Here is a 12877-nt window from a genome sequence, read left to right as displayed (position 1 = left end):
AGTAATCCTAAAACTAAAAACGAAGCGTATTGGTTTGTATTGATTGTTACACACTTGTAAAACCAGATTCATTGTATTGTTGTTCGGCAAATAATAGAATAGAATTGACTGAAATGTGAGGAGGTGCCATAGAATGAACAACAATGAACTTTACGTCAGTCTAGACATCGGTACGTCCAATATTAAAGTGATCGTCGGTGAAATGTCAGACGATTCTCTTAACATTATCGGAGTCGGAAATGTTCCCTCAGAGGGGCTGAAAAAAGGATCAATCGTTGATATAGATGAAACGGTTCATTCTATAAAAAAAGCGTTTGAACAAGCAGAAAGAATGATAGGTTTTCCGCTGACCCACGCGATCGTCGGGGTTAATGGGAACTACATCCATATTCAAGATACGAACGGTGTTGTGGCTGTCTCAAGCGAGAATAAAGAGATCCACGTTGAAGACGTGCGCCGGGTGATGGAGGCCGCTCAAGTCGTTTCCATCCCGCCTGAACAGCTGATCGTCGATGTGATTCCGAGACAGTTTATCGTTGACGGCAGAGGCGATATTACAGATCCGAAAAAGATGCTCGGCGTCCGCCTTGAAGTGGAAGGATCGCTGATCACGGGCTCTAAAACGATCTTACATAACCTGCTGCGCTGTGTGGAAAGAGCGGGAATTGAAATAACGGATATTTGTCTTCAGCCGCTGGCTGCCGGATCTGTCGCTTTATCAAAGGACGAAAAAAACCTCGGAGTGGCTTTAATCGACATCGGGGGAGGATCGACAACGGTTGCCGTATTTGAGGACGGACATCTTCTTGCGACCCGCGTCATACCCCTGGGAGGAGAAAACATCACCAAGGATATTTCAATCGGATTGCGCACTTCCACAGACGAAGCTGAGCGGGTGAAGAAGCAGTTTGGACATGCTTTCTATGAAGAAGCGTCGGAAGAGGAAACATTTGAAGTCGCCGTGATCGGGACAGACCAAAAGCAGACCTTTTCTCAGCGGGAAGTGGCAGACATTATAGAAGCCAGGCTCGAAGAAATCTTTTTATTCGTGGCAGAGGAACTGCGGAACATGGGAATAAAAGAATTGCCGGGAGGGTTTGTGCTTACAGGGGGACAGGCTGGAATGCCGGGTGTCCTCAGCCTCGCACAGGATGTTCTTCAAAATAACGTCAGAGTGGCTAGCCCGAATTATATCGGTGTAAGAGAACCTCAATACATGACAGGAGTCGGCCTCATCCAATTCGCTTACCGCAACGCAAAAATCCAAGGCAGAAAAGTAGGTTTTAAGATGCCGGAACAAGCGGTTCAGGAAGTCGCGGCAACACATCAAAAAGAAGTGCAGCAGCGACCGAAGCCAAAATCCAAGCAGCACGCTCAAGCTGAGAAAAAGCCGAGCAAAATGAAGAAAATATTTAACTTCTTTTGGGAATAGAGATTAGTCATTCGACGGATTAGGAGGATTTAGCATGTTAGAGTTTGAAACAAATATAGACGGCTTAGCATCGATTAAAGTAATAGGAGTAGGTGGCGGCGGTAACAATGCCGTCAATCGGATGATCGAAAATGACGTTCAGGGAGTCGAGTTTATCGCAGTCAATACGGATGCCCAGGCTCTCAACCTGTCAAAAGCGGAAACGAAAATGCAGATTGGTGCGAAGCTGACGCGCGGGCTCGGCGCAGGAGCCAATCCGGAAGTCGGCAAAAAAGCCGCAGAGGAAAGCAAAGAACAAATTGAAGAAGCGCTGAAAGGTGCAGACATGGTGTTCGTCACAGCCGGAATGGGCGGCGGAACAGGAACGGGCGCGGCACCTGTCATCGCACAAATCGCAAAAGATCTGGGCGCATTGACTGTCGGCGTTGTCACAAGGCCGTTTACCTTTGAAGGAAGAAAAAGACAGCTTCAGGCGGCAGGCGGTATTTCAGCAATGAAGGAAGCCGTCGACACCCTGATCGTCATTCCGAATGACCGTCTTCTTGAAATCGTCGATAAAAACACACCGATGCTTGAAGCGTTCCGCGAAGCGGACAACGTTCTCCGCCAAGGTGTTCAGGGCATTTCAGACTTGATCGCAACACCTGGACTGATCAACCTTGACTTTGCCGACGTCAAAACAATCATGTCCAACAAAGGTTCTGCACTGATGGGTATCGGTGTAGCGACAGGTGAGAACCGCGCTGCAGAAGCCGCTAAAAAAGCTGTTTCCAGCCCGTTGCTTGAAACGGCGATTGACGGTGCCCAAGGCGTGCTGATGAACATTACAGGCGGAGCCAACTTAAGCCTTTACGAAGTTCAGGAAGCAGCGGACATTGTGGCGGCTGCATCTGACCAGGACGTCAACATGATCTTCGGATCTGTCATCAATGAAAACTTGAAAGACGAAATCGTCGTTACGGTCATCGCGACCGGCTTTATCGAACAGGATCAAGATGCATCTAAGCCGCAGAGACCTTTAAACCAAGGCTTAAAACAGCATCATCAGCCTGCTCCGAAACGGGAGCCGAAGCGCGAGGAGCCAAGCATGCCGCATCGCAGCCAATCACAGCCTGCCGAGGATACGCTTGACATCCCGACTTTCTTAAGAAACCGCAATAAACGCTAAAACGTATATAATACATTGGAAAGCTGCCGACAAGAAGTCGGCGGCTTTTTTTATGCGCTGGAACGGATTCTCCCCTCCAAAAGCATCAATTGTCATTCTGATCGAAGCGCCTCCCTCAAAAGCCTTGCATCTAACCTCTCTCTTTTCTCCCGGATGCACGGATTTTCCTTTCAGCTTGTCATCTGGCCGAACTATGAACAGTGAACAAGTCATATGTAAAAAGAACGAATTTACAAACCGACAAAGGAAAAATGACAAAATACGACAATGTCTATAAGTCTTTTCTTTTACCATTATTAATAGTTTCTGTTTCTAGACAAAGAAACGCAAGAAACGACTATATTTGCTATTGCTTAAAGGAGGATGTCATGTGAAGAAAAAGCCATTATTCAGCACATTCATGTGCGCTGCACTCATCGGTTCACTTCTCGCTCCGGCCGCTGTGCAGGCTGAAACAGGCACGACAGCGAAGGCCAAGGAACAAAACAAAATATCAAGCGCTCTTTACAAACGTTTTGAGAAAGAAGATAAAGTGACTTTTTTAATCAAAATGAAAAACCAGGCGAATCTTCAGCAAGCGGCGACAGCGGCTGAAAACCGGGCGAAAGCAAGCGTGATGACCGTGAAAAAAGTAAAAGAAATCAAACGTTCAGCCGTGCTGACGTCCCTGCGTACAAAAGCTGAGAGAACGCAAAAAGACTTAAAATCGTTTTTAGAAAAAGAAGAGAAAAAAGGAACAGCAAAGCAAGTGGAATCTTTTTATATTGTAAATGGCATTGCCGTGACAGCGACAAAGGATGTTATGGAAAAAGCGGCTTCATTTCCGGAGGTTGAAAAAGTGCTGCCAAATCAAAAAATTAAGCTCGGCAACACTGAAAAACCCACGGTAGAATCGAAAACGTCTGCGGATCGTTCCCCCGCTTCCAACATTCAGCAGGTTCATGCGCCTAATGTCTGGAAAAAGCGCTATAAAGGCAAAGGAGCCGTTGTCGCTTCGATTGACACCGGCGTTGAGTGGGATCATCCGGCGTTGAAGACAAAGTACAGGGGCTACAACCCTTCTAAACCGAACAGTCCAGACAATGAGTTCAACTGGTTTGATGCGACAAGCAATAAGAAAACGCCATATGACGACTTGGGCCACGGCACACATGTGACAGGCACGATGGTCGGCTCAGAAGCCGGCGGCAAAAACCAGATCGGTGTCGCACCGACTGCGAAATGGATCGCTGTCAAAGCCTTTTCAGAGGACGGTGGAGACGAAAAATCCCTTTTGGCTGCAGGAGAATGGATTTTGGCTCCGAAAGATGCGAAAGGAAAAGGGCACCCCGAAAAGGCTCCCGATGTCGTCAACAATTCTTGGGCGGGTGAACGCGGACTCAATGAATGGTATTTGGATATTGTCAAAGCTTGGCGGTCAGCTGATATCTTTCCTGCATTCGCAGCAGGTAATGTCAGCGAATTGGAACCGGGCGGACCGGGTTCAGTTGAGAATCCGTCCAACTATCCGCAATCTTTCGCGATAGGCGCAGTTGACAGCGCAAACGCGTTAGCCGATTTTTCATTGCAAGGACCTTCGCCATATGACGAAATCAAGCCCGATATTTCGGCACCGGGCGTCAGCATCCGCTCTGCTTATCCGGGACACAAGTATGCTGCGATGAGCGGAACATCGATGGCGACCCCGCATGTATCAGGGATCGTCGCTTTAATGAGGGAAGCCAATCCGGACCTCACAGTCGATGAAATCGAGCGCATCCTGCTGAATACGGCGACGCCTCTGACTGACAAAACGTTTAAAAAATCGCCGAACAACGGCTACGGATACGGCTTGGTCAACGCTGTAAAAGCTTTTGACGCGGCTAAAAAAACAAAATGATAAAAAAGGACAAAACCGCTTTAACGGTTTTGTCCTTTTTTATCTAATTTTAAACATGATCTTGACAAATACCGACAAAAAAATTAACCAGTTTTTACTATATTTAAGTTACATCAAGGTCAGACAAGGCATCCACAAGGAGAGGAGGACGGACAAGTCCAGCCAATTTCATCAAAAAGGGGGATGTTCATTTGAAAAGAAAGCTGAGAAAAAAGGCGTTTTCCACCATTTTAAGCGGTTTGTTAATCGGCTCGCTGTTCATGCCCGCCGTTTCAGATGCCGCGGCAAAGCCTGCGCTCACTTCGATGAAAGAACAAGCAGTTGCAGGGAAGGGAAAAATTTCGAAATCTCTTGTCAAACAGTTCAAAAAAGAAGATCAAGTCACATTCTTGATCAAACTGAAAGATCAAGTCGATACTCCAAAGGTGGCCAAGCAGGCGGAAAAGAATGCGAAGAAAAAGTCGCTGAGCGCGGCTAAAACAGAATATCAAAAGCGCTCGGCTGTCGTCTCCGCTTTAAGAGTCAAAGCGGATGAGACGCAAAGCGATTTGAAACGTTATTTGAAAAAGCAGGAAAAACAAGGGAAAGTAAAAAAAATCCGCTCCTATTATATTGTCAACGGGATGGCCGTCCATGCGACGAAAGAGGTCATGGAACAAGTAGCGGCTTTTCCGGAAGTAGAGAAAGTGCTCCCGAACGAAAAAAGGCAGCTGATCAAACCGGCTAAACAGTCTGTGAAAAAATCGGCAGCTAAGGATGAAAAAGAAATCGAATGGAATATCAATCGAGTCGACGCGCCAAAAGCCTGGAAATTGGGATATGACGGAACGGGCACGGTTGTCGCGTCAATTGATACGGGCGTGCAATGGGATCATCCGGCATTGAAAGAAAAATACCGCGGATATGACCCGCAGCATCCCGATCAGCCTGATCACGAATTCAGCTGGTATGATGCGGTTTCTGGCGCTTCTGAACCTTTTGACGACCTGGAGCACGGCACGCATGTAACCGGGACGATGGTCGGATCAGAGCCTGACGGCCAAAACCAAATCGGTGTGGCGCCGGGTGCAAAGTGGATTGCCGTGAAAGCTTTTTCGGATGACGGCGGAACGGACGAAGACCTCCTTGCAGCGGGTGAATGGATTTTGGCGCCGAAAGATAAAGATGGCAACCCGCACCCTGAAATGGCTCCGGATGTTGTCAATAACTCGTGGTCAGGGGGAGCCGGGATTGATGAGTTTTACAGGGATATCGTAAAAGCGTGGCGAGCTGCCGGCATCTTCCCTGAGTTCTCTGCGGGGAACGCTGATTTCACCAATCCGGGAGGACCTGCTTCGATTGCCAATCCGGCAAACTACCCCGAAGCGTTCGCGACCGGTGCGACAGACATCGATAATCGCTTAGCCGATTTTTCACTTCAAGGTCCTTCCCCGTATGATGAGACCAAGCCTGAAGTAACAGCACCTGGGGTCAACATTCGCTCTTCTGTCCCTGGAAGCGGCTATCAAGACGGCTGGGACGGCACTTCAATGGCAGGACCGCATGTCGCAGCCGCGGCCGCACTTATCAAGCAGGCCGATTCGTCGATCACCGTTGATGGGATCGAAAAGATTTTGATGGAAACCGCAACACCGCTCACAGACAGCAAATTTACCGAATCGCCGAACAACGGATACGGCCACGGGCTCGTGAACGTGTTTGACGCGGTGTCCGCCGTCACAGAAGGGTTGGGCAAAGCGGAAGGGCAAGTCGGAAAAGAAGGCGAAGACAAAAATCCGCCGGTCTTAAACCATCAAGAGATCAAGGAAATTTACTCAGGCTCAGAAACGCCTCTTTCAGTTGATGTGGAAGACGATGTCAGCATCATATCGGTCAAATTAAGCTATAAAACCGATGATTCCGATTGGGTGACGATCGCTGCCAAACAAACTTCCGGCGACTATAAAAAAGGAACGTACGAGGCGGCCGTATCCGTTTCTGAAGGGAAAACGCTTTCCTACAAATGGATTGTCACCGATTTCGGAGGAAACAAAACGGAATCCAAAGTGTACGAAATCCCGATTTCTCCGGCTGTGACCACAGGGTATAAACAAGATTTCGAGAATGCTGCCAACGGCTGGATCACATCAGGTGTGAAGAATTCATGGGAGCGCGGTATTCCTCAGTCAGGCCCGAATGCCGCAGCATCGGGAAAAAACGTATTCGCAACAAATCTGACAGGGCCGTATCAAAGTTCGGCCAATATGAATCTTCTTATGCCTCCTGTCAGCGTTCCAAAAAATCAAAAACTTTATCTCACATACAAATATTGGCACGATATTGAAGAGGACTTCGATTACGGTTTCGTTTACGTACAGCCTGAAGGGAAAGATGAATGGATCCCGGCTGCTGAGTACAGCGGCAGGACGTCAGAATGGAAAGACGGACAGATTGATTTGTCGGAGTACGGGGGACAGACGATTAAGATCATGTTCAACCTACAATCTGACGACAGCATTGAAGGTGACGGGCTTTATATCGATGATGTAGCGCTTGTGAAGGAAGTGAAGAGCGCAGGCACGAAAAAACGACTGGGCGTTGAAAAACAGCCGGCTAAAATGAAGGATAAGAAAACGAAGAAACAAACGATTGATCCGAAAAAAGCAAAACCGGCAGAAACCGTTCAAGAACATTCTGAGACGAAAAAAGCAGCTCCTGCAGTTCTTCCGGTGCGGGCTCAGGTCAGCGTGCTGGAGACGGGCAAATCGACATATTCCAACCAAGCAACAGGCGCATACAGTTTGGCTCATGCACCTGGAACGTATACGCTGAAAGCGGAAGCGTACGGATATGAATCAAATGCGCAAACCGTAAAAATCGAGGCCGACAAGACGACGACGGCAGACTTTGTCTTAAAGGAACTGAAGAAAGGGACGCTCACCGGAACGATAAAAAACAAAAAAACGGGCGAACCCGTCCGACATGCAAAGCTGTATATCGTTGAAGATGCATCCGTAAAACCGGTTCAGACGGACGGCGACGGAAGTTATTCATTAACGGCCTATGAAGGCTCGTATATGGTAAAGGTCTCTGCAAACGGATATTACAGCAGCGAGTTTTCCGTTGATTTAAAAGGAGATGTCTCGAAAGATATCGAGCTCGATCCTTTCATCGGCTATCCTGGGGAAATCGGCTATGATGACGGAACCGGGGAAAACGCCTGGGCTTTCTATGAATCCGGCAACGGGCTGGCCGTCAAAATGACGCTCGAAAACGGGCAGGAAAAAGCTATGCTGAAAGGCGGCTTGTTCAAATTCTGGGATACAGAATTCCCGGATCCGGGCGGCACTGATTTTGCAGTCGAGGTCTACGATGCGTCGGGTGAAAAAGGCTCTCCGGGCAAAAAACTCGCCGGCCCGTTCAAAGCTGAAGCGCTCCGCACAGGTGAATGGACGACCGTTGATTTGGGCGATGAAGGCATCCTCGTCGGAAAAGACTTTTACCTCGTGTACGTCCAGACAGAGGACCTGGCCAACTCACCTGGACTTGCTACAGATGAAGACGGGGAATATTCAGGCCGCAACTGGCAGTATACGGACGGCTCATGGTCGAAAGCGCCATCAGACCAAGGCAACTTCATGATCCGCGCTTTGGTCGACTATGAATTGGCGATGCCTGTGATTACGTCGCCTAAAGACGGATTCATTACCAACAAAAAGAATGCTGTCATCGAAGGGACATCGTCTCCGAACACGACCGTTCAGCTCTTTAACGGAGATGAAGAAGCCGGAACGGCGAAAACGGCGGGAGACGGCACTTTCTCAAAAGAGATTCCGCTGAATAAAGGTGAAAATGTGATCACCGCCAAATCGTCATCGGCTTCCGGAACGACGGATGCTTCAGACCCGGTCCGGATCGTCCTTGACCAGAAAAAGCCGAAGCTTACGATTGACACGCCGAAAAGCGGATCAAAACTCAATAAAGAGACTGTCACTGTGAAAGGAACAGTATCAGACGACCACTTAGAATCTGTTCATGTAAACGGCAAAAAAGCGGCTGTTGACAATGGCGAGTATTCTGCAAGGATTATGCTTGACAACGGCCAAAATGAAATCAAAGTAACGGCAGCGGATGCGGCAGGCAACAAAACGACCAAAAAAGTCACGGTGGATGTCAACTTTGAAGCGCCGCAAATCACCGGCTTGAAACCGGCTGAAGACCTCGAGCTCAAAACGGGAGAAACCGTGAAAATCGAGTTTGAAAGCGCCGCTGATTTGGATGCTGTCTTTGTGATCAGAATGCCACTTACCAATTTCAAAACGGCTGCCCAAAACGTAACAGAGCTGCCGATCAGAGAAGTCTCAAAAGGCAAGTATGAAGGATATTGGACCGCGACTTCAACCGCAAAAGCAAAAGGAGCGGAAATCGAGGTCATCGTCCGGGATGATTACGGCAATGAAACGAGACAAACGGCAAAAGGCAAACTGTACATCAATGAAAAGCTGAAATAAAGGTGAAAAGACGCTGTCTTTAATGGCAGCGTTTTTTTTCGTTTTATGATCGACAAATTCAGTACGAAAACTTCAAAAAATGTACGATTTGCGCAACATTAATTGACAGACTTTACCTTTGGGCTTGATTTATACTTAGGAAAACAAACAATATGGTCACCGAGTCCAAAGAAAGGGGAAGGATGTGGAAATCTATTTAGATGCGATATGGCTGTTAAACTTTTGTTTTGACTTGCTGCTTTTAATGATGACCGCATTTATTTTAAAGCGAAGGGTTAAAAAGCGGAGGCTGATCTTAGGGGCGTTTGTCGCGTCAAGCATCGTTCTGTTTATGTTTACACCTTTTTCGCCGTACGTCCTTCATCCTGCAGGCAAACTGTCGTTTTCGGTTGTGATCGTTCTTTTGACATTTGGTTTTAAGCGGTTCCGGTTTTTTTTGCAAAATTTGTTTTCTTTTTATTTTGCTACTTTTTTAATGGGAGGAGGGATTATTGGAGCGCATTCTTTACTTGAAACGGATTCGATCATGGAAAACGGCGTCTTTATGACGAATTGGTCCGGTTTTGGAGACCCGGTCAGCTGGCTGTTTGTCGGTGCAGGTTTTCCGGCTGTATGGCTGTTTTCAAAAAAGCGTTTTGAAGATGCTGAAGCGAAGAAAATTCAATATGAAGAACGCGTCCGCCTAGAGACCGGCATTGATGAACATACGCTTCATTTCACCGGATTGATTGACTCCGGAAACCAACTCTACGACCCGATCACAAAAACGCCCGTCATGATCGTCAATATTGAAAAATTGAAAAGTGTATTGGGAGAAGAAGCGAGTGTGATCATCAAGGAAATGAGCCCGCTTGATGCCGTCGGCAAACTTGATGAAACACTCCCGTATATCGGGCGGATCCGCCTGATTCCCTACCGCGGGGTCGGCCATCAGCATCAGTTTCTGCTCTGCCTAAAGCCGGATCATGTGCTCATTTTTTCGGAAAGGGAGGTGATTGAAGCGCCGAAATGCCTGATTGGAATAAGCACCTCACCGCTTTCCGCGGACGGCGAATTTGACGCCATCGTCCATCCGAAAATGCTCGCCGGAAACCCGGTCAAACACGTTTCTTAAACTCGAAGTCTGTTACATTATCATACTCCTGAAGACGTTTATTTAGAAGGGGGAGGAAGATGAAAAAACTAAAATTAAGGTTAACCTATCTGTGGTACAAACTTTTAATGAAACTGGGGCTGAAAAGCGACGAAATTTATTATATCGGCGGAAGCGAAGCGCTGCCCCCGCCATTGTCAAAAGATGAAGAGCAGGTGCTTCTCCATAAGCTGCCTGACGGTGATCAGGCGGCACGGGCGATTTTGATTGAACGAAATCTCAGGCTGGTCGTCTACATCGCGAGAAAATTTGAAAATACCGGCATCAATATCGAGGATTTAATCTCCATCGGCACGATCGGCCTTATCAAAGCGGTGAATACCTTTAATCCCGAGAAAAAAATCAAACTGGCTACATATGCTTCCAGATGTATTGAAAATGAAATTTTGATGTATTTAAGAAGAAACAATAAAATTCGCTCAGAGGTATCATTCGATGAACCGTTGAACATCGATTGGGACGGAAATGAACTTCTTCTCTCAGATGTGCTCGGAACAGAAAACGATATTATTACAAAAGATATCGAAGCAAACGTTGATAAGAAGCTGCTGAAAAAAGCGCTTGAACAGCTCAATGACAGAGAAAAACAGATCATGGAGCTCCGCTTCGGGCTTGTCGGAGGAGAAGAAAAAACGCAAAAAGACGTTGCCGATATGCTCGGCATCTCCCAGTCATATATTTCCCGGCTTGAAAAAAGAATTATTAAAAGGCTGCGAAAAGAATTCAACAAAATGGTTTAATTTTTTTATGAAATTTGAAGTGTTGACAGCCAAGGGTTTTCGACTTGATCTTCTTATTTTTGGAAATTAACGATGCATATTTTTCCCACCCGAGGAGATACTGAACTTTGTACAGCAGCTCCTGTAGGGAGGGAAAAAAGTGTCGAGAAATAAAGTTGAAATCTGCGGGGTTGATACATCAAAACTGCCCGTACTGAAGAACGAAGAGATGAGAAAGTTGTTCAAGCAAATGCAGGATGAAGGAGACACGACAGCAAGAGAAAAGCTTGTTAACGGTAATTTGCGCCTTGTCTTAAGCGTCATTCAAAGGTTTAACAACAGAGGAGAGTATGTTGATGACTTATTCCAAGTCGGCTGCATCGGACTAATGAAATCAATTGATAATTTTGATCTGAGCCACAATGTTAAGTTTTCAACATATGCTGTACCAATGATCATCGGAGAAATCCGCAGATATTTGCGCGATAACAACCCGATCCGCGTCTCACGGTCACTCAGGGATATCGCGTACAAGGCGCTGCAAGTGAGAGAACGGCTGATCAGTGAGACAAGCAGGGAGCCGACGGCTCAGGAGATCGCGAAAGAGCTTGAAGTGTCCCATGAAGAAATCGTTTTTGCGCTTGACGCTATTCAAGATCCCGTATCTTTGTTTGAGCCGATTTACAATGACGGAGGAGATCCGATTTATGTCATGGATCAAATCAGCGATGAGCGCAACAAGGATTCGCAATGGATCGAAGAGCTCGCCTTAAAAGAAGGTATGAGACGGCTGAATGAACGGGAAAAAATGATCCTCAGAAAACGCTTCTTCCAAGGCAAGACGCAAATGGAAGTCGCTGATGAGATCGGAATCTCCCAAGCCCAGGTGTCAAGGCTGGAAAAAGCCGCCATTAAACAAATGAATAAGAACATTCACTAAAGCCGCAGTCAATCTGCGGCTTTTCACATGCTAAAAATGGAAAATCTCTCATTCACTTTGTTATATAAATAAGCTATAATAAAAGAATTATATTTTAATTTATCAGAATATTTACATAAAAGGAGGACTTCAAATGGTTTTGCAGCTTGAGAATGCTTCACTAAAACGAAACGGAGAGTGGATATTAAAGGATATTGATTGGACGGTGGAAAAGGGGGAGCACTGGGCGTTATACGGATTGAACGGGGCCGGCAAAACCGCTCTGTTGAACATGCTGTGCGCTTATTATTTTCCGACAACAGGAAAAGTCACCGTGTTAGGGCGCGAATTTGGAAAAACGGAGCTGAACGAAAAGCTTCGCCAAAAAATCGGCCTTGTGTCAGCGGCCCTGCAGCAGAAGCTGTATCCTGAAGACAGTGCATTTGAAATTGTCTTAAGCGGCGCTTTCGCTTCGATCGGCCTTTATGAATCGCCTTCACAGTCTGTCAGGGAGAAAGCGATCGCCCTCCTGGAGGAATTCGGCTCCATCCGTTATGCGGACAGGAGATATGAAACGCTCTCTCAGGGAGAAAAACAAAAGGTGCTGATCTCAAGGGCCTTGATGGCCGATCCAGAGCTGCTCATTCTCGACGAGCCTGTAACCGGTCTTGATTTCATCGCGAGGGAGCAGGTGCTGGAGACGGTTGAACAAATTGCCAAAAAAGACAGTGCACCGTCCATGCTTTATGTTACTCACCATGCGGAAGAAATTCTCCCCGCTTTCAGCCAAACGCTGCTGCTGAAAAAAGGTGAAGTGTTTGCCTTGGGGAAGACAAGAGAGATGATGTCCGGCGAGGTTTTGTCCGAATTTTTCGATATGCCCGTCCAGGCGGTATGGACGGACGGCAGACCGTATTTGTCCAAGAAAAAGCCTCTAAACCTCAGCATTTAAAACGGCTGGTTCTTTGGCAGCCTCCTTGTTTGGAGGCTCTTTTTCAGCTTTCATCCTCTTAAAAAAGCTGGTAAGATAATAGAGAACGTCATGTTAAAGAGGGGTTCATCATTATGATCATTCAATTCATTCGCTACAGATAATGAAAGGTATAGACAAACGCTT

General features: G+C 46.9%; 8 protein-coding genes. All 8 read left to right on the top strand.

Features of this window, described 5'->3' with window-relative positions:
- The first annotated feature begins 133 nt into the window (after positions 1-133).
- The 8 genes from ftsA (at position 134) to M1E06_RS13080 (ending at position 12712) form a co-directional block, all read left to right on the top strand.
- On the top strand, positions 134-1432 hold the full coding sequence (ftsA, locus tag M1E06_RS13115) for a cell division protein FtsA (RefSeq protein WP_020451307.1): 1299 nt from the start codon (positions 134-136) through the stop codon (positions 1430-1432).
- A gap of 34 nt (positions 1433-1466) precedes the next feature.
- On the top strand, positions 1467-2600 hold the full coding sequence (ftsZ, locus tag M1E06_RS13110) for a cell division protein FtsZ (RefSeq protein WP_020451308.1): 1134 nt from the start codon (positions 1467-1469) through the stop codon (positions 2598-2600).
- Positions 2601-2970: 370 nt separating this feature from the next.
- A complete protein-coding gene (locus M1E06_RS13105) occupies positions 2971-4479 on the top strand; it encodes a S8 family serine peptidase (protein ID WP_050820750.1) in 1509 nt (502 codons plus the stop codon).
- A 191-nt stretch (positions 4480-4670) separates the two neighbouring features.
- Positions 4671-8969: a S8 family peptidase gene (locus M1E06_RS13100; protein WP_048350610.1), complete on the top strand. Its 4299-nt coding sequence runs from the start codon at positions 4671-4673 to the stop codon at positions 8967-8969.
- A 184-nt stretch (positions 8970-9153) separates the two neighbouring features.
- Positions 9154-10083 carry a sigma-E processing peptidase SpoIIGA gene (spoIIGA, locus tag M1E06_RS13095; RefSeq protein WP_020451312.1) on the top strand — a complete coding sequence of 310 codons (930 nt, stop codon included), beginning with the start codon at positions 9154-9156 and terminating at the stop codon, positions 10081-10083.
- 59 nt (positions 10084-10142) lie between these two features.
- On the top strand, positions 10143-10862 hold the full coding sequence (gene sigE / locus M1E06_RS13090; protein ID WP_003181573.1) for an RNA polymerase sporulation sigma factor SigE: 720 nt from the start codon (positions 10143-10145) through the stop codon (positions 10860-10862).
- A gap of 139 nt (positions 10863-11001) precedes the next feature.
- Positions 11002-11781, top strand: coding sequence for an RNA polymerase sporulation sigma factor SigG (gene sigG, locus M1E06_RS13085; protein ID WP_003181576.1), 780 nt, complete (start codon positions 11002-11004; stop codon positions 11779-11781).
- Between the two features lie 133 nt (positions 11782-11914).
- Positions 11915-12712, top strand: a complete 798-nt coding sequence (locus tag M1E06_RS13080) for an ABC transporter ATP-binding protein (RefSeq protein ID WP_020451313.1) — start codon at positions 11915-11917, stop codon at positions 12710-12712.
- Positions 12713-12877 lie beyond the last annotated feature (165 nt).

Source organism: Bacillus sp. AK124 (assembly GCF_053903085.1).
This window is presented reverse-complemented; position numbering and strand designations above follow the sequence as displayed.

What these genes read in the sequence shown, in the direction of transcription:
- M1E06_RS13080 (WP_020451313.1), top strand. Translation starts at nt 11,915, where the DNA reads ATGGTTTTGCAGCTTGAGAATGCTTCACTAAAACGAAACGGAGAGTGG.
- ftsA (WP_020451307.1), top strand. Translation starts at nt 134, where the DNA reads ATGAACAACAATGAACTTTACGTCAGTCTAGACATCGGTACGTCCAAT.
- sigE (WP_003181573.1), top strand. Translation starts at nt 10,143, where the DNA reads ATGAAAAAACTAAAATTAAGGTTAACCTATCTGTGGTACAAACTTTTA.
- ftsZ (WP_020451308.1), top strand. Translation starts at nt 1,467, where the DNA reads ATGTTAGAGTTTGAAACAAATATAGACGGCTTAGCATCGATTAAAGTA.